Annotated in this window: 11 protein-coding genes and 1 pseudogene; 3 read left to right on the top strand and 9 right to left on the bottom strand. The window is 56.5% G+C overall.

Annotation, left to right across the window (positions count from 1 at the left end):
• Positions 1–107 precede the first annotated feature (107 nt).
• Complete coding sequence (locus HMPREF1121_RS03090) at positions 108–4,598, bottom strand: translocation/assembly module TamB domain-containing protein (RefSeq protein ID WP_044114585.1); 4,491 nt, start codon at positions 4,596–4,598, stop codon at positions 108–110.
• Positions 4,599–5,387: 789 nt separating this feature from the next.
• Here HMPREF1121_RS03090 and HMPREF1121_RS03085 point away from each other — a divergent pair.
• The 3 genes from HMPREF1121_RS03085 (at position 5,388) to HMPREF1121_RS08925 (ending at position 8,505) form a co-directional block, all read left to right on the top strand.
• Positions 5,388–7,007: an ABC-F family ATP-binding cassette domain-containing protein gene (locus tag HMPREF1121_RS03085; protein WP_009432471.1), complete on the top strand. Its 1,620-nt coding sequence runs from the start codon at positions 5,388–5,390 to the stop codon at positions 7,005–7,007.
• A gap of 234 nt (positions 7,008–7,241) precedes the next feature.
• A complete protein-coding gene (locus HMPREF1121_RS03080; protein WP_044114584.1) occupies positions 7,242–7,856 on the top strand; it encodes a DUF1266 domain-containing protein in 615 nt (204 codons plus the stop codon).
• Positions 7,857–8,097: 241 nt separating this feature from the next.
• On the top strand, positions 8,098–8,505 hold the full coding sequence (locus HMPREF1121_RS08925; RefSeq protein WP_369793545.1) for a putative nucleotidyltransferase substrate binding domain-containing protein: 408 nt from the start codon (positions 8,098–8,100) through the stop codon (positions 8,503–8,505).
• Here the strand turns inward: HMPREF1121_RS08925 and HMPREF1121_RS08920 are convergent.
• From HMPREF1121_RS08920 to queC, 8 genes and pseudogenes are all read right to left on the bottom strand, one after another.
• A pseudogene (locus tag HMPREF1121_RS08920) lies at positions 8,488–9,138 on the bottom strand (DUF4302 domain-containing protein); the annotation flags it as partial. The gene HMPREF1121_RS08925 and the pseudogene HMPREF1121_RS08920 overlap by 18 nt on opposite strands.
• 71 nt (positions 9,139–9,209) lie before the next feature.
• On the bottom strand, positions 9,210–10,127 hold the full coding sequence (locus tag HMPREF1121_RS03070) for a substrate import-associated zinc metallohydrolase lipoprotein (protein WP_044114582.1): 918 nt from the start codon (positions 10,125–10,127) through the stop codon (positions 9,210–9,212).
• 13 nt (positions 10,128–10,140) lie between these two features.
• Complete coding sequence (locus HMPREF1121_RS03065; protein WP_044114581.1) at positions 10,141–11,727, bottom strand: RagB/SusD family nutrient uptake outer membrane protein; 1,587 nt, start codon at positions 11,725–11,727, stop codon at positions 10,141–10,143.
• A gap of 21 nt (positions 11,728–11,748) precedes the next feature.
• Positions 11,749–14,823 (bottom strand): carboxypeptidase-like regulatory domain-containing protein, encoded by a 3,075-nt coding sequence (locus HMPREF1121_RS03060; protein ID WP_044114580.1) that lies wholly within the window; start codon positions 14,821–14,823, stop codon positions 11,749–11,751.
• Between the two features lie 617 nt (positions 14,824–15,440).
• Positions 15,441–15,875: a single-stranded DNA-binding protein gene (locus HMPREF1121_RS03055; RefSeq protein WP_044114579.1), complete on the bottom strand. Its 435-nt coding sequence runs from the start codon at positions 15,873–15,875 to the stop codon at positions 15,441–15,443.
• 6 nt (positions 15,876–15,881) lie between these two features.
• Entirely contained in the window at positions 15,882–16,580 is a 699-nt protein-coding gene (gene tsaB, locus HMPREF1121_RS03050; protein ID WP_044114578.1) for a tRNA (adenosine(37)-N6)-threonylcarbamoyltransferase complex dimerization subunit type 1 TsaB, read from the bottom strand.
• 29 nt (positions 16,581–16,609) lie between these two features.
• A complete protein-coding gene (locus HMPREF1121_RS03045; RefSeq protein WP_044114577.1) occupies positions 16,610–17,362 on the bottom strand; it encodes an exodeoxyribonuclease III in 753 nt (250 codons plus the stop codon).
• Positions 17,363–17,383: 21 nt separating this feature from the next.
• Positions 17,384–18,043: a 7-cyano-7-deazaguanine synthase QueC gene (gene queC / locus HMPREF1121_RS03040; RefSeq protein ID WP_044114576.1), complete on the bottom strand. Its 660-nt coding sequence runs from the start codon at positions 18,041–18,043 to the stop codon at positions 17,384–17,386.
• Position 18,044 lies beyond the last annotated feature (1 nt).

Genomic DNA, 18,044 nt, shown 5'->3' with positions numbered 1-18,044 from the left:
CTCTTGTCTCACAAATGTACGCCTTTTCTCTGCGATTGCCAAGGGGGAAAGGGCGCATATATCTCTTGCTCCCACGGCATGTGCTGGGGAGTAGGGTGGTGGCGATCTTATTTGCGGAGACTATCGGCCTCTTGAGGGCGTGCCGTGCTGTCGGGCTGGAGCCTCTTCTTCCTGCGTGAGAAGAGCTCCTGAAGCGAGTCAAAGCGGCGCTGGAACATGAAGCCAAGGCCCTGCGTCGTCAGCGACTGACGCACGTACTGGTACATGCTGTTGTAGTGGCTGTAGCCCTTGAGGCGGAGTGTACCAGCAGCATTGAGCTTGTACTCAAGGTCAAATTCGCCGATGTACTTCCCGGAGAGGAAGGGGTTGTCGTGGTAGCCGACGTTCCCGTTGATGAGGAGGCGGTCATCGAGCCAGCTACCCGAGAAGAGTAGCTCAATGTCGGTGTTGTCGAGTGCGCTATTGGCTGTGCGGATATTTGCGCCGATCTGGATATCGTTCGAGAAGTTACCGAGCAGTCGAGAGAGCTGGTCGGAGAGTGTCGTCGTCGCGAAGGAGGTGAGGTTGTTGGAGACCGTCGTCGTGCCCTGCTTCGTGTCGGTGGTGTAGAACTTCCCGAGGGTCATCAGGTAGAGGAACTGGCGGTTACGCTCGTCCTCCGACGTGAGGAGCGACTGGATACGGCGCTCCATCTCGGGTTCTGAGCCTGGGAGCTCGACGCCGAGCTTGATGTCTGGACGCGTGATCACACCGCTGAGCTGGACGGTGCAGCTCACGGGTATGCTGGTGCGCTGAGTGAGGGTAGAGAGTCCCGCATCAAAGTCCGCGATATTCGCCGTCAGGTCGTAGGCGGCCTTAAGGTCAATGATAGCCGCCATGGGGTCGCCACGGAAGTCAAGGCGTCCACCTTCCTTGAGGGTGAAGCGCTTACGGGCGAACTGCTCGAAGTTGAAGGTATACTGTCCTTCACGTAGCGTCAGGCTACCATAGGTCGTGGGCGAACCCGAGTGGGGCATCTCGATCGTCAGGTCCCCTTCGCAGCGTGTGACGATATCGTTCTGCATGCTCTGGCTGCTACCGAGGCGCAGGGAGAGGCGTGCATCGGGTGTGACGTGAAGGGCCATACGCATCGTGACCTCCGTCTCGGCTGCGACGGCTGGGCGTGCGATGGTGTCTGCGAAGGCGAGGCTATCCTGTGTAGAGAGAGGACGTAGAGGACGGTAGGTGAAGAGACGCTCGTCCTTGCGTACATCCGTCTTGTTGAAGTCAAGTACGACGTCCGTACCAGGAGCACTGCGGAGGTTCACATCCAGAAGGAGCTTGGGGAGCTTACCCTTCATCTGGGCTGTACCAGTGCCGTAGGCCGTGCCATAGATAGGCAGTGCCTGCTTCGTAGCGGTCTGCAGGACCTTCACTCCACGCATCTCCGAGGCGGTGAGGTCAAGATCAAAGTTATCAAAGAAGCGGTGACGTATCACCCCATCGACGATACCTGTGTGACCCTCATCATCACGCATGGGGATCTTAGAGAAGATGATCGAGGTGGGGGTAAAGGTCAGGCGGTGCGAGAAGCTGTAGCTTGTGCCGAGGAGGCGGACACCGATATTACCATCTTCGACGTCGGCTTCGCCCTCTACGGTGACGCCCTCTTCGAAGACCCCGAAGAGGCGTACCTTACCCGTGGCACGGCCTTGTACATGGTCGAAGAGCGTGTCCATGAACTTACCCATGAAGTCGGCACGCAGACGCTCCGCCTCGAAGGTGAGGTCAATACCTGCGCCACCAGCTGGGCGTATGTAGCCCGTGACATGGCTGTGTCCACCTTCACTCTGGTTGACGTCCCCATCGATCATGATATTTCCGACACCGCTGTCGAAGGTGAGGTCAGCCTTCAGTGCGCCGACATCAACGCCCTTGACATGGAGTGCTGGCGAAGTGACAGCAGCCGTAGCGATGATCTTCCCGCCTTGGAGACTTGCCGTAGCGGAGCCCGTGAGGTCGGTGTTGATCATGTTGAAGCCCACGCCTGCTGACTCGAGGATATAGAGAAGGTTGATCTTCTTGAGGGCGATATTGAGGTGCTCCTCGGGATTGGGGCTGAGTGCGCCGCTGATGCTGATGCGGCGCTCTGAGGAGGCCAGATCAAGACCTTCGACACGAAGCTCCTTACCTCGGAGGGAGAGGTGTGCGGGTGCGACGCTCCAGGTGTCGCTGTGTACACGGATGGTCGAGGGGGCGAGCGTGACGTCGAAGCCGAGTGCTGGACGGCCGTTCTCGCTCTGTGTGTATTGGTGCAGGGACGCACCGATATTGAGGAAGCCATTGTGGAGCTTACTCTTGACTTCACGCCCCAGATCAAGCTGGACGTGCAGGCTATCGGTGAGGATCTTCGTCATCATGGCGAAGCCCTGTATTTGTGCGCCACTTGCTAGTCTTGCCTCACCCGTGAGCTTGAATTCCCCGTCCTCAAGGCTCAGAGCCGCTCCACGTAGCTCATGACCACCCAGGCGGAGGGTAGGGACGGAGGCTTGCAGACCCAGCGAGTGGCTCGCACCGATATAGGAGGCACGTACATCTGCACCCTCCTCGAGGCCGATAGGCAGCTTGAGAGCCTGCTGCCACTCCTCGGGGATCTTGTGCAGCTGGAGGGAGAGGTCGAAGTCTGTACCTGAGATCTCGCTGCTACGCGCGCCTCCTCTTTGAGCGAGGTCGAGCGAGGGGAAGTGATGATAGAGCGTGCGACGTAGGTCAGGGATCAGCGCACTCAGCACATAGTGCCCCCGTAGGGTAGCAGAGAGATAAGGCGAGCGGAGGTAAATCATACGCGTCTCCTCGGGGTTGCCCGAGAAGAGGATGTTCAGCTCGTCCAGTGAGAGGGTGCGCTGTGGTGAGGTCAGCGAGATATGATCGATAGCGAGACGTCCCTGCCCGCGGTCGATGTTTAGCTCGTCCATGTTGAAGCGCCCCGTGAGCGAGAGTGTCTGACGGGGGCTGTTGGGATTGAGCCCGAAGAGGTCGGTCTGCAGGTGGCGCACCTGTAGGTCAGCCTCTACGGCATGCAGGGCACGGCCCGAGAAAGTCGCCACCCCGTCGAGAGCGAGGGAGGCTGCTGGGTCATCGACCTCGAGGTGCACCTTATGACGACGTGCACCGACGGGGGTGACGGCGAGCTGTGTGCCACGGAGGGTCTGCCCGCGGTAGGTGACTGAAGGGAGTGCCATCTGTAGCGTGCCCTGCCAGTCCTCAAGGGTGCCGGTGCTACTCGTAGCATCGAGGTCAATAGTCATGGCTACCGAGCCTACGGGTGCCAGATCGCCCATGAGAGGGGCGAGGTCGAAACCTTGGGTCGAAGCCTTCCCCGTGAGCTTGCGCAGGCTCTTGCCTTCAAGGTTTCCCGTGAGGTCATAGTCCCAGCGTCCTTGTGCTGAGGCGATGTAGCCCTTTCCTGAGAAGGACTTCCCAGGGACGAACTGCGTCTTTCCCGCATGGCGGATGCTCTGCAGGCGGCTGAGACGCTCGACGAGGGGGAGGGAGGAGGCGGGGAGGTGAGGGCGTATGAAGCCGACGATAGCGGAGCTTACCTCGGCATCGGTGATGTCAGTCGAGATACTGGTGACCTCGCCTGCGCTGTCCCACGTGACACGGCCACTACCCTCGAGGATGATGTGACGGGGGAGGCGTAGGGAGAAGTTCGCACGTCCGGCTGCAAGCCCTTCGCGGCAATAGGTCGCCTGCAGGGTCGCCTGTTCATTGCGATCCTTGAGGGCGGGGGAGAGGATGCTGAGGTCAGAGAGCGTGAGCTGCGTGTCGCCCAGCTCCAGCTCCTCGAGGAGGGCAAGCCCCTTGCGCTGTGTCTCAAGGCGCGCCAGCGGGATGGAGAGCGAGCTCTTTGGCAGGCTAAGCTGGAGATTGGATAGGGTGAGGAGGCTGCCCTGTAGCTCTCCTTGTCCTGTGAGCGAGGAGAGGGTGAAGCCCTTGTCTGTCGTGAAGCTCAGCTCATCGATAGCGCCACCGATATAGCCCTTCGAGAAGCGCAGGCGGCGGACGCGGGTGGAGAGCTTGTTGATGACGAGGCGCTCCCGCTCGGCTTCGCTGAGGGAGAGACGCATGTCACGTATGATGATGCTATTGATGTCTACGGGGATCGACTTGCTGGAGCTCTTGGGCTTGGAGAGGTGATCGATGGTGTGCTGGATATTCAGTCGTCCTGTTTTAGGGTCACGGATGAGCCGAAGATCCGCCTCGAAGAGTCGGGCAGAGGTGATGCGTACCTCCTGCTGGGTGATGAGGTCGCTCAGCGAGATCCCCCCGATGAGGCGGTCTGCGGTGAGCATACGTCGCCCAGCGGTGTCGAGGACGACGACGCGATGGGCCTCGACATTCGTCCAGGACATGAGCTCAACACGCTCCAGCTGTACGGGGCTGCCAAACAGCTCGGTGAGCAGGCCTGCTACACGGCTGGCAGCTTCCTTCTGCACGGCGGGGATGCGGAAGAGTCCGAGGGGGAGCAGGTAGAGCAAGACAAAGAGGGTAGCAGCTATCCATGCTACTACCTTCAGTACCTTGAGGAAATGACGATTGACCTGCCAATGGCGCATGCCCTACGATCCTTGACTTACTCCTATATAATTATTGTGTCGATGGGGCGTCCAGCCCCTCTCTTCCGTATAACGCTCCCCGTGCTTCGGGTCGTGCCTGCAAAGGTACTACATTATCATGTAGCACTGAGTGACCTATACTCCTTCGACGGATAGGCTCCCCCTCACAGCGGTGATGCTACTGATGTATGTGACGGGCGGGGCGAACCTCTATAGGTCGTCGCACGGACCCATATAGGTTCATACCCTCATCCTATATTAGGTTGTTGCTATGCGTAGGGATAAAAGTTGCGGACGAGTGGCAGATAAGTTTGGACTACGTACGTGGCTCTAATATCTACGTACGTGGATATTTAGATTTACGTGCCTGGTCTTTAAGACTACGTGCATAGATAGAAGAATACCACTACGTGAAGGCGCTTTTCCCTTCACGAGAAGGATACTTTTTCCTCCGCTGGATAAGAGAAATACTCGCGATAAGACGCAGGGCTTATCCCGACGCAATAGTCGTTCGCACTCCAAACGAATAGTGGTTTGCAAATCAATCCTGCCTCCATACGGCTTGCGGATGAGGAGGAGATTTTGATGCGGGAGCTCGTAGCGTAAATACGTGCGATTCAAAAGCAAAGTATTACCTTTGCGTACCCGTATTAGTGGAGTACGAGGGGCATCCATGGCATAAATAACCTACGGTAGCTACATATTATAGTAGGGTTTACATAGCCAATCCCCTGATTTACTTCGCGCTCCCTCTCCTAAGCAGATAAGAAGAAATAAACCAGAAGCAATATGATCACAGTCAGCGACCTCGCCGTACAGTTCGGTAAGCGTGTCCTTTTCCAAGACGTCAACCTCAAGTTCACCCCAGGTAACTGCTATGGCATCATCGGTGCCAACGGTGCTGGTAAGTCAACCCTCCTGCGTACCATCAGTGGGGCGCTTGAGCCTACGCGCGGTAGCATCACCCTCGGTCCTGGTGAGCGTCTCTCGGTCCTTAGCCAGGATCACCACGCCTTCGATGCCTTCACCGTCATGGATACCGTCCTGATGGGGCACAGCGTCCTCTGGGCAATCATGGAGGAGAAGAATGCGCTGTATGCTAAGCCCGACTTCAACGATGAGGATGGCAATCGCGTCGCTGAGCTGGAAGATAAGTTTGCAGAGATGGAAGGCTGGAACGCTGAGAGCGATGCCGCCATGCTCCTGAGCGGTCTCGGTATCAAGGAAGACCAGCACTACAAGCTCATGAAGGAGCTTAGCGGTAAGGAGAAGGTGCGTGTCCTCCTGGCACGCGCACTCTATGGTAAGCCCGACAACCTCCTTCTCGACGAGCCTACCAATGACCTTGACCTTGAGACGGTGACTTGGTTGGAGAACTACCTCTCCGAGTATGAGCAGACGGTGCTTGTCGTCAGCCACGACCGTCACTTCCTCGACTCGGTCTGCACGCACACGGTGGATATTGACTTCGGTCGCGTCCAGCAGTTCGCTGGTAACTATAGCTTCTGGTACGAGTCCAGCCAGCTCGCTCTGCGTCAGCAACAGCAGCAGAATAAGAAGGCTGAGGAAAAGAAGAAGGAACTCGAAGAGTTCATCCGTCGCTTCAGTGCCAACGTCGCTAAGAGTAAGCAAACTACGAGCCGTAAGAAGATGCTCGAGAAGCTCAACATCGAAGAGATCAAGGCCAGCAGCCGTCGCTACCCAGGTATCATCTTCACACCTGACCGTGACCCAGGGAACAAGATCCTTGAAGTCAAGGGCCTCACGGCTTATGCGGATGATGGTACGCTGCTCTTCCGCGATCTGAACTTCAATGTAGAGAAGGACGACAAGATCGTCTTCATCAGCCGTGACCCTCGTGCGATGACTGCCCTCTTCCAGATCATCAATGGAGTAGAGAAGGCCAGCGAAGGTACCTACGAATGGGGACAGACTATCACCGAAGCCTATCTGCCACTGGATAACTCGGAGTACTTCAATACGGATATGAACCTCGTTGAGTGGCTCTCTCAGTTCGCTGCCGACACCAACGAAGTTTACCTCAAGGGCTTCCTTGGGCGTATGCTCTTCTCCGGTGAGGAGATCCTCAAGAGCGCCTCAGTCCTCTCCGGGGGTGAGAAGATGCGCTGTATGATCTCGCGTATGATGCTCAAGAATGCGAATGTGCTCGTCCTCGATAGCCCCACGAACCACCTTGACCTGGAGTCGATCCAGGCGTTCAATAATACGCTCAAGACCTTCAAGGGCAACGTCCTCTTCACCAGCCATGACCATGAGTTCATCCAGACGGTAGCTAACCGCATCATCGAGCTCACTCCTGGTGGCATCATCGACAAGATCATGGACTACGACGACTACATCGTCGATCCTACGGTCGCTGAGCTCAAGGCTAAGTACTACGGCGAGTAAGCTCGTAGACAGAGCCGGACTAACTGAACAATGCAGCCGAGAAGCCCATCAGTGGGCTTCTCGGCTGTGCTGTATGTGGGTGGCATCATATTGTGCCTCTCCTACTTCCCCTCCATACGATGGCGTTAGGAAATGTTATCTGTGAGGTCTCGTTATTGGTGTTAATTTCGTTCCTTTGTATAGAGCTATTTCCAAGGTGGAGATAGCCAGAATAACACTTATACCATTTTGCATATGCTCAAGAATTTCTTCAGGGTAGCCTTCTTGGCTGTAGTCGCAGTCTGTGCCCTCGCTTCATGCGCTGACAACACGGCTGATTACGATGCCCTGCGTCCCACGCTGCTGGGTGGTGTGTACTTCTATAGTGATCACGATGGTGTAGATGCTTTCGATGCGCAGATCAAGAGTGAGGCTCTCAGCAAGCTTGAAGGCTATAAGGAATACTTTATCGACCCCTATAAAGGTCAAAGCGTCGACTCTGTCGTCACGATGCTGCGCAAAGATTGGGGGGTCACTGATAGCGTAGGCCTTAAGGAGCTGCTGGAGAACCTTAAATCTTCAGAAGGTGAATACAAGGCTTGGGACTGGGGACGTGGCGTCTATATCGTATGGGCAGGTCTGCGTGCTGGCTACACGACTCGCGAAGAAGTCGATGCTTACATCTCTTCGCTCGTACCTCTGGCACAGGCCAAGTATGCAGACTGGAATGCTTACTTCGATGACTTCCTCGCTGGCTGTAAGGATTGGAAACCCGAAGATACATATGGTAGTGCAGAAGATATAGAGAAGGGGGTCAAAGAGCTTCTTGAGAATAAAGCTTCGATCTACAAGGTTGTGCCCTTCAAGTAGTCCTTTCCTGACTCTCTAAAAGCACTGAGGCGGTGCCCCAACACATGGGGCACCGCCTCAGCTTTTTATGTGAATGCGTCTCTACTGATTAGTCGTGGGGCGTGGGGACGGTCGCTTGCATCCAGTAGGTCGAGGGTGAGGCTACCGAGCTGATGCGTACATGGTCTGCATCACCCGAGATCGGCTCGATGGAGTAGGGCGAGTGTCTCGTGATAGACTGTAGATACCAGTCGAAGGCGCGGTGACCGAAGAGCCAAGAGATATCCTTCTGGATGATGCGTGTCGTGTGGAACTGCGAGGGCTGTCCGTAGATCGACGTGAAGTCCATGTAGTAGCTCCCCCAGCTCTGATCCAGCCAGTAGGTGATCTGGAAGAAGAGCGAGATCTTCGGCATCATGGCACTCGTGCGACCGAAGTACACATCCGTGCCGAAGCTACCAGGATATACGTCACCCTGCTGCGTCTCCTGCACCTGCGTGAAGAGGTTCAGTGCATCAGTACCTGCCGTCGCCGAGCTCGCATAGGAGAGGATGGTGTACTGCTCCGAGAGGTCATACGTCCCTGTGTAGAGGCTGGAGGTCTGCTTGCCATCCTGCGTCGTGACTGCCGTCTTATCAGCATTGAGCTCCAGTGTGCGGAGGGTATCTGAGCCGATGGTGAAGGGCGTCAGCAGGCGTAGCCCCTTGTCTGTGAAGGCGAAGGGTAGCAGCTTCTGCTCATTGTCATAGCGTACCCAGAGCTGGCGTGCAAAGCCGAAGATCGATACAGCGACTTCCTTGCCACCGAGCTGAAGGGGCGCAAGTGCTTTACCCTTCAGAGCGTGCTGGCTCTCGGTGATCTTGGTGAAGTAGCTATTAGGATTCTCATCGACGCGCGTCAGCTGCATCTCTCCCTGCGTATGTCCACCGCGTAGGGTGATCGTCCGCCCATCTTCGCTGACGCGTAGGACCGTGAAGTCGAAGTCGCCATCGTAAGCTACGGGGATACCCCACTGAGGATTGGAATATTGGTGCAGAGCATCATTGAAGGTGTCGAAGGTCAAGCGTACCCCACCATTCTGAGAGAAATGGTAGCTGGAGGTAGCAGGAGTCTGCGACTCTTCGGAGAAGATCGTGACCTCGTTGTCGGAGGTGAACTTGAGGCTGAGGTTGAGCCCACCGTATTGTCCCTTTCCCGGGACGAGCGTCAGCATCCAGCCATGCTCACTGGAGCGTAGGAGCTGACGTAGGCTCTGGGTGTCCCTGGCGATAGCTGTCGAGACGTAGTTATCACCACTGGGCATGTCCTCGTACATCCGGCAGGATGTGAAGAGCGTGAAGAGGCCTAAGGCCAAGATATGGTAGTAGCGCATAGTTAGTAGCCGTTAGGATATTTGGTGAAGTCCATTGATGCGACCAGTGGAAGGCGCTTCTGAGCCTCGGCACGTATCTTATCGAGGTCGGCAGAGTACTCGGAGCGGAGGTACTCCTTCATGATAGCCACCTTCTTCTCGATGATCTCGCGACCGGTATACTTGGCGTCGGAGCGGTTCTTGCCTTCGGCACCCTTGAGACGGTCTGCCCACTCGCTGTCGCTGTCGAGGATGTAGTAGGCGAAGAGTTCGGCGAAGTCTTCGTCAGCATCGGTGCTGGCGTAGTCACTGACGAAGCCCGCATAGCTCGCATTCTGCCCCGTACGCCACCAGTAGCTGAAGGCATCCTGCTTCTGGTACTCGAGTGCGGAGAGCTTGTCGAACTCAGGTGGGTAAGCTCGCTCTTCGTGAAGCGTGTGAGCCGATTCGTGGAAGAGTACGCTGATGTAGTCCGCACGCACAGTACCCGTGTACTGCGTATTCAGCTCATTGATGTTGTAGATCCAGATCATCCCCTGTGGAGCTGCACCTGCCATACGGCGGTCGATGGCGTAGCCTGAGGAACCGAAGAGGTTCAGATACTTGATTGTGTGGGTCTGTAGATAGCCCTCAGGAGTAGAGGCTTCGTAGACCTGGAAGAACATATACTCGATGAGGTTGAGGTACTCCAGCGCCTTCTCTTCCTTGACTGGAGCGAGGAGATAGCGGCGGTCTGTGACCTTGTCATCGTAGCGGTAGGCGATATCGACATTGTACTTCTTCGCGAAGGCCTGCTGGATATAGCGGTCGAGGCGAGGCAAGCTACTGACCGTCGTGCTCGCGACGACCTGCCGACTGGGTTGTACATAGTCTATATCAGCGTCGCAACCCGTGAGCCCTGTGAGTACGAGGGCTGCAAGGGGGAGAAATAGCTTCTTCATAGCGCGTAGTCAATTAGTTGGTAGTCGGATTGGGAGTGATAGCGCCCTTCGTTGCTTGGCTGGGAAGCTGGATGGCGTGGCGAGGATCGCGACCAGGGAGCTTGTCCTGGACGATGTAGCGGTAGCCATTATTGAGGCGGCGGTAGATGGGGATACCGAAGCGCTTGATATCTTGCCAGCGCAGACCTTCGTGCATGGTGAGGATACGACGGCACTGCAGGAGGTGCTGCAGGAGGGCATTCTCCTCATCCGAATCGATGGTGAAGTGCGCATTGAACGCCTTGCGGATCGAGGCCTTCCCTTCGGAGTCGATGGGCAGGGCGGAGTAGAAGGCGACGATCTCCTGCTGGGTGAAGGTCTTCTGACGTGAGTTGTTCTCCCCGTCGTTGAGGTAGTTCGTCGTCCAGAGATTCATATCCTCGATAGCAGAGGCGTACTGACTGCTACCCAGATGGAGCTTAGCCTCGGCACGTACCAGCAGCGTCTCGTCGGTGGTGAAGGGTGTCTCCATCGTCTGGATGCTATTGCTGGGGAAGGTGGGGAGCTTAGGCTGGACCGTCTTGTTGATATTCCCCTCGGTATAGATGAAGGGCTGGAACCAGTAGGGGTCCTTAGTACCCCAGATGTTCTTCGCGAAGAGGGTCTCGGTGAGCGTCAGCTCTTGCGACTGCGTGAAGCGTGTATTGTAGTAGGCCGTCCCGCCCGTCACAAGCCATGGGTAGTAGCTGTAGGTGGGGATGGTAAGCAGGTTCGCAGGGTTGCTGATGTCGTAGTAGGCCAGTGCGAAGGAGGCATCGGTACGAGGGATGCTGTAGAAGGCCTTCCAGTTGCGTAGGACGAGCTTAGGATCGGAGCCCAGCACCTTGTCTGCATGTGCTATCGCCTCCGTCCACTTCTGATAGTAGAGGAAGAAGCGTGCGGCGAAGGCATGAGCAGAGGCTGCGGTGAAGTGGAATTTCTTCTCCTTGTCCGTATAGTTCGAATACTTCTCCAGAAGTGGGATCCCTGCCTCGAGGTCAGCAGCGATCTGCTCATAGGTCTCAGCCATCGTACCGCGAGGGTAGTTGGGCTGGAGGTTGACTACGCGCTTCTTGATGTAGGGAATGCCAGGATCCGTGGAGCTGGACGAGGGGTCGTAGGGCAGGCAGAAGAGGTTGGCCAGACAGAAGTGTCCATAGGCACGAGCCAAGAGAGCCTCCCCCTTGATACCCTGTAGCTCCTCTTTATCCCCACCGAGAGCCTCTATATCCTCCAGAGCTTCGTTGGCATGCGCTATGGAGTTATAGGTGTTCTGCCAGATGAGGTAGGGCGCATCATAGAGCCTATCGGAGTTCACAATGGTTTCCCAGTAGGCGGCTTTCTCACAGAACTGATTCGTGTAAGGGTTATTCACCCCGTCATCCTGGATGTTGTCGGAGGAGAGCTCCGTGAGGTAGGCTATCGAAGAGGTAGAGTAAGCACTACCAAGGAGCTTCTCTATCTTGCTCGCATTGTCGGGCTCGACGAGCGAGGAGTAGGGGTTCTCATCGAGGAACTTGTTGCATGATGTCATCGACAGGACGAGCGTGACACCAAGGCTTAGAATCGTGATTGGCTTCATAGCTTCTAAGTATTTCGATGACTACATACCCACCGTACAGGTGAAGATGAGCGAGTGTGGAGTATAGGCGTAGGGGAGCGCACCGTTGAGCTTCTTATCCGAGTAGATGAGGAAGAGGTTGGAGGCCTGCAGCTTCAGATCGACAGAGGAGAGGAAGCTCTTCGTGAGGAGGCTCTTGGGGATAGAGTAGCCGAGTGATACGTCGCGCAGCTGGATGTAGTCGCAGCGAGCGATACGCACGTCGGAGTAGTCGTAGGTCGTGTAGGCCTGCGAGAGATTGGGGTAGCGGTTACGCTGATCTGCCGTGGGGATGGAGGGGACGTTGGTGTGCTCTTCGTCACCAGGGGCCTTCCAGCGGCGGTTGAACTCATGCCCGAGGACCTCGTAGTCGTAGTACGTGGTGCTGAACTCAGCTGGCAGGCGCTTGATACTACCGAAGGAGTAGAGGATATAGGCGCTCAGCGTGAAGTTGCCGATGCGGAAGCTATTGTTGAGCCCCCCTTGGTCAGTAGGTGTGAGCGTACCCGAGTACTTGAGGTAGTCAAGATCCTCCGTAGCGCTGAAGTTGATGTGGTCACGCTCGATCTGCCCCTTGCTATTGTAGAAGAGGGGGAAGCCTTCGTTTGACAGCTTGTAGAAGGGGATAGAGAAGACTGATGCCAGAGGATAGCCTTCGCGGGCAGCACCACTTGAGGAGCTTACTAGCGTGGAGACGTCTGATTGCGAGAGAAGCTTCGTCACCTTATTCGTATTGCGAGCGTAGGAGAAGGACGTCGTCCAAGAGAAGTTCTGCGTCTTGACGTTCTGCGTCGTCAGCGAGAGCTCGACACCCTTAGCTTCCATGGAGGCCACATTGCCGTAGGGCTTGAAGAAGCCCCCAGTACCCTGATTGTAGGAGATATCTACGAGGTCTCGACCCTGACGCGAGAAGAGACTGAGCGATACGCCGATGCGGTCCTTCAGAAGCCCGAAGTTGAGGTTCCAGTTCAGCTCATACATCTTCTCATAGGTGAGATCGTGGTTAGCAGGCTCACTGATATAGAGCGAGGGAGAGCTGAGGTCACCTGGGCGGAAGGGGAGGTAGCCCTTGATGCGCTGGTAGGAGTTGTAGACAGAGGGGAGTGTCCCAGTCATCCCGTAGGAGAGACGCGTGGAGAGTGAGGAGAGGGGGCTGAGGCTGGGGAAGAAGGATTCGCTTGAGACGTCCCAGCCGAGGGCTACGTTCCAAGTGGGGATCCAGCGTACCAGACGAGACTTCCCGAAGCGGTTCGTCCCTTCGTAGCGGAAGGAGCCATCGAGGGTATAGCGACCGAGGTAGCTATACGAGAGGTTCCCGAGGAAGGAGACATTACGATAGATCGTCGTCGAGCGCGAGTAGTAGTTGTTGCGACGATCATGGAGCCAGTGGAAGAGCATAGGGTCAAAGGTGCTCAGCTGACCGATCTCGAAGTTCACCCCATACTCATTGTGCCAGCCATTACGCTCGAGGTAGTCGTAGAGGTCTGTACCCCCGACGAGTGTCAGAGCATGCTTGCCCTCAGCGAAGGTGTCGGTATAGGTAGCACGGGCCTGCAGGTCGAAGCGGCGTGAAGCGTACTCCTGGATGGTGCGGTAGCCCCCATGAGGCATGACGACCCGTGGTACAGCATAGACATCATCGGCAGGCTTGTAGAGGTAGCTATTGCGGTCGCGGATGAGACGCTTATTCATCGCACGGAAGCGCTCAGAGGCGTTGGACTTCTCGGTGCGGATGAATTCCGTCAGGTCATTGTAGTACTGGATCGAACCGAGGAGCGAAGCGTTGAACTTCGTTGAGGGGCGGTAGGCTATCGAGGCCTGCAGACGGACGTTCACAGCATCGACATCGCGGTAGTTCTGGTTCATCTCCTCCTTGATGTTGTAGGGAGCGAACTCGTAGAGGTAGTACTGCGTGGGATCCATCGTGCGGGAGAGCGTCTGCGCTACCGAGAGGGGCGTGAAGTCCCCACCGTCATGATCGCGGGTGTAGGAGGCATTGACGATCGTCCCGAAGGTCCAGTACTTGTGTGGCTTGAAGGTGGCGTTGAGGTTGAAGAAGTAGGTGTTCTCCGACTGTACCTTAGCCCACCCTGGGTCAATGGTAGCACCGAGTGAGGCATAGAAGTTCGATACCTGTCCGCCAGATGCCAGCGAGACCGTGTGCTGATGACGGATGCTGTGCTGGAAGAGCTCCTTGAACCAGTCGGTATTGCGCATCTCAGCTTCTTGTAGGTAGCGGGTGCGGCCCTCGAGGGTGTTATCCTGAAGATACTCCTTGTTCTTATACTTAATCGCGTTGTCGTACATCAGCCCGTAGACCCCGTAGCGCGTCTGGTAGAGCACGGTCTCGGGAGAGAGGCTGCCACCGCCCTCAAGCTCCTTGAGTACCGACATCTGGTCCTGCGAGTTGAGGATGTTGAACTCGCGGTAGGAGGGGATGAAGCGGTAGGTGAGCTGTGAGGTATAGGTGAAGCGGTTGATGCCTTGGCCTGCATGGCGGGTGCGCACGGAGATCACACCACCGGTAGCTTGGTTCCCATAGAGAGCCGTCGCCGAGGCATCGGTGATGACAGTGAAGCTCTCGATATCACGCTCGGAGAGCCCAGGGAGAGCTGCGGCGATGAGGCGCTTGGCGTCGGTGGAGGCGAGGTCGGCGGTGTTGAACGTGCTGTCTTGCTTATAGACGACACCATCGATGACCCAGAGCGGATAGTACTTGGTCTGGATAGAGGTCGTCTGACGCATGGTCGTCACCGTAGAGCCCTTCTGCTGCTCTTCACCATCCTCGAGGGTAATCTCGAGGGGGGTAGTTGTAGCAGGGGCTTCGATGGCCTTCTTGCCCGTGAGGGTGAAGACGAGGACGGATTTCTCAGGGACTTGGAGGGAGAACTTCCCTTCCTTGTCGGTCGTCGTGTGCGTGGAGTTGTCGAGCTTGACCGTGACAGATACCTTCGGTAGAGGCGTACCTCTGGAGTCAAGTACCGTCCCTTGGACAAGGATCGTCTGGGCACAAACGGCCGTCACGGAGCCGATGAGTAGCATCAGACTCACGATGAGGTTACGTAGCTGGGTTCCCATAATCTGTAGAGACATTGGTAGGTTAGTGCTTCAGTGCATCTCACTCCCTTTATATAAAGAATAGGGCTGGGATGAGGTGCAATAGCAAATGTAAATAAAAAGACAATACGTTGTATTCCTTTTCAATGGCTGCTTATATCCTATATAATTTAAGGAAATGAGTGCGTTGTCTGGGTTTGATTTAGGGAATTCGGCCCACCTATTAGAGGGGGAGGATAGACCTCGAAAAAGGGAAGGGGCGTCCTACCTCCGAGGTGCAGTCTGGAATGATTTTCGGTAGGGGGAAATTCATCCCTATCGAAGAAGGTAAGGAAACCTATATTGGTCGGCGGGCTGACCTATATAGGTCATCGGTGCAACCAATATAGGTCACCAACGCAACCAATATAGGTCAGCTTGCCGACCAATATAGGTTCACATCTGCCCCTCGTATGTTCGCGAAGGGGATAGCTCTATGGAGGTGTCCTATATATATGATAATTAGAGTGTAGTATCCGACTGGGTGAATGGGGAATGGTGAGTATCCTATGTGGTATATCCATCTACGAAAAAGAGGCACACCAAGGCTGGTCATCTGACCTATACCTTGGTGTGCCTCTTATCTTGTGTGGGAGTGATTAGCTCAGCGGATCCTCATCTTCGGCGGGTTTGTAGCGCTGGGCATCGAAGGATGGGGCGGTTGGTTTTGCTCCTCCCTGGTGGTCGGGAGCGGGGGATGTCTGATGGATGCGTACCCTGAGCGCCACGATCTCTGTGCTGGTGCTTACTCGCCCTTCGCGGTCGGTCTCACGTACGTACTCGATACGACCAGCGATGGAGATGTGAGCTCCCGCGTGCAGATGCTCCAGCGCTATCCCTGCTTGACCGCGAGCGATGATGCGATGATAGAGCCGCTGGAGGTAGGGACGGCCACCTTCGCGCCCTGTGACCTCCTCCTCGGTCTTGAGGCGCAGGCGCACCTCGGGGAAGTCGGGCGCCAGATAGTGTACGCTCGGCTCTTCGGTGAGCTCACCCGTGAGGATGACTTGATTGGTCGGGGGGAGTTGGGGCATGAGTGCTTAGCGGTTGAGGACCTTGTTCTTCGCGATGACAGCGACGTAGTCCTTGAGGTAGTTGGGCGTCCAGTAGGCTGTGTCGACAAACTCCTCACGCTCGAAGGATACCGTGGCAAGGGCGACCATGGCCTTCGCCGTGGGGGCAAAGCCTTCGTCCCATACTTCATAGCTGTGCTTTGGCCACAGACCACGGGCCTTCGTCGCGCCATTACCGATGAGTATAGGGTCTGAAGCAGAGCCGAAGATAGGTGCTTCGGGATCGAGGATCGCTGCGAAGTCATCCTGCTTGCGCTCCCCCGTGTGGGTGAACTCTGCGGCATAGACCTCCATTCGTCGGGCATCCAGCAGAGGGAAGAGCGTAGCGGTACGCCCCTCGGGGAGTGCGCACTGTGCTTGATGTGCCAGTAGCTCCAGCGTGTCTATAGCGATGAGGGGGACGCGATAGCCGAGGCAGAGGCCCTTGGCAAGCGAAGCCCCGATGCGCAGTCCCGTGTAGCTACCAGGGCCTGCACTCACAGCGATAGCCGAGAGGGTAGCCCCTTCGTGACTGCGGAGTACCTCGAGCAGCTCGTTGACCATGGGGGCAAGGGCCGCGGCGTGCCCACCTTCGGGGGACTCAGCTTCGTGTGAAGCGAGTATTTCTTTACCACGACCGAGGGCGGCACTGCACTTCGTCGTGGAGGTCTCTATACAAAGGATCATAAGTGATAGTGGATCTATCTCTGGGTAGATTAGTCGAGGATGAGCTCTACGGGACAGTGGTCCGAGCCGTAGATCTCCGTGTGGATGGCGGCACCCTGCAGGCGGGGAGCGAGGCGCTCGGAGGCGACGAAGTAGTCGATACGCCAGCCTGAGTTGCGCTCACGGGCCTTGAAGCGGTACGACCACCACGAGTAGATGTCTGCTTGGTCGGGATAGAAGTGGCGGAAAGTGTCGATGAAGCCTGCATCCAAAAGCTCCTGCAGCTTGCCGCGCTCTTCGTCAGTGAAGCCCGCATTGCGGCGGTTGGACTTGGGGTTCTTCAGGTCGATCTCCTTGTGCGCTACATTGAGGTCGCCGCAGACGATGACAGGCTTCTTCGCATCCAGCCCCTTGAGGTACGAGCGGAAGGCATCCTCCCACGTCATGCGGTAGTCGAGGCGACGGAGGTCGTCCTGTGAGTTCGGCGTGTAGACCGTGACGAGGTAGAAGTCGGGATACTCGAGGGTGATGACGCGACCCTCTTGGTCGTGCTCCTCGATGCCGATGCCGTAGCTGACGCAGAGAGGCTCATGACGGGTATAGATAGCGGTACCAGAATAGCCTTTCTTCACGGCATAGTTCCAGTAGCTAATGTAGCCGGGCAGGTCGGCATCAAGCTGACCCGCCTGCATCTTCGTCTCTTGTAGGCAGACGAAGTCAGCATCTAATTCTTTGATGATATCGGGAAAACCCTTGGTGAAGACGGCACGCAGGCCGTTGACATTCCAGGAGATGAACTTCATTCGGATAGGAGTTCTTTGTGATTAGTCTTTGTAAATGGTGGGGTCTTCGATGCCAGCCTTGAGCATGGCCTCACGGCGCTCGATGCAGGTGCCACACTGGCCACACTGCACGTCGCCGCCTTCGTAGCAGCTCCAGGTCTCGGCGTAGTTGATGCCGAGTGCCTTGCCATGGCGAGCGATCTCACCCTTACTTATATTGGTATAGGGGGCTGTGACCTCGACGCCGTTGCTCGTACCGGCTGCGATAGCCTCGTGCATCGGGCGGATGAAGGAGGCACGGCAGTCGGGGTAGATAGCGTGGTCGCCGAAGTGATTGGCAATATATACGCGCTTTAGGCCTCGGCTCTCAGCGAGACCAGCAGCGATGGAGAGCATGATGCCGTTGCGGAAGGGTACGACCGTCGCAGCCATATTCTCCTCGTCATAGCTCCCCTTGGGGATCTCTCCGCCCCCCTGAAGGAGGGCACTGCGGAAGTACTGCCCCATGAAGCCGAGAGGGATCGTCAAGTGCTCGATGCCGAGGCGCTCGCAGTGCAGGCGGGCGTAGGGGATCTCCTGTGCGTTGTGCTTCGATCCGTAGTCGAAGGATATGGCCAGCGCGATATTCGCCTGATATTCGTAGAGGAGGGTGACGCTATCCATCCCTCCCGAGAGGACGATGAGTCCGTCTTGCTGAGGCATA

This window comes from Porphyromonas sp. KLE 1280, assembly GCF_000700805.1.
Taxonomy (GTDB): Bacteria; Bacteroidota; Bacteroidia; order Bacteroidales; family Porphyromonadaceae; genus Porphyromonas; species Porphyromonas pasteri.
Note: the sequence above shows the minus strand (reverse complement) of the source record. Positions and strands in the feature narration are given on the sequence as shown.

Bases quoted from the DNA above. Each gene is read 5' to 3' on its own strand.
- HMPREF1121_RS03090 (WP_044114585.1), bottom strand. From the start codon at position 4,598: ATGCGCCATTGGCAGGTCAATCGTCATTTCCTCAAGGTACTGAAGGTA.
- HMPREF1121_RS03070 (WP_044114582.1), bottom strand. From the start codon at position 10,127: ATGAAGAAGCTATTTCTCCCCCTTGCAGCCCTCGTACTCACAGGGCTC.
- HMPREF1121_RS03080 (WP_044114584.1), top strand. From the start codon at position 7,242: ATGCTCAAGAATTTCTTCAGGGTAGCCTTCTTGGCTGTAGTCGCAGTC.
- tsaB (WP_044114578.1), bottom strand. From the start codon at position 16,580: ATGATCCTTTGTATAGAGACCTCCACGACGAAGTGCAGTGCCGCCCTC.
- HMPREF1121_RS03060 (WP_044114580.1), bottom strand. From the start codon at position 14,823: ATGGGAACCCAGCTACGTAACCTCATCGTGAGTCTGATGCTACTCATC.
- HMPREF1121_RS03045 (WP_044114577.1), bottom strand. From the start codon at position 17,362: ATGAAGTTCATCTCCTGGAATGTCAACGGCCTGCGTGCCGTCTTCACC.
- queC (WP_044114576.1), bottom strand. From the start codon at position 18,043: ATGCCTCAGCAAGACGGACTCATCGTCCTCTCGGGAGGGATGGATAGC.
- HMPREF1121_RS03065 (WP_044114581.1), bottom strand. From the start codon at position 11,727: ATGAAGCCAATCACGATTCTAAGCCTTGGTGTCACGCTCGTCCTGTCG.
- HMPREF1121_RS03055 (WP_044114579.1), bottom strand. From the start codon at position 15,875: ATGCCCCAACTCCCCCCGACCAATCAAGTCATCCTCACGGGTGAGCTC.
- HMPREF1121_RS03085 (WP_009432471.1), top strand. From the start codon at position 5,388: ATGATCACAGTCAGCGACCTCGCCGTACAGTTCGGTAAGCGTGTCCTT.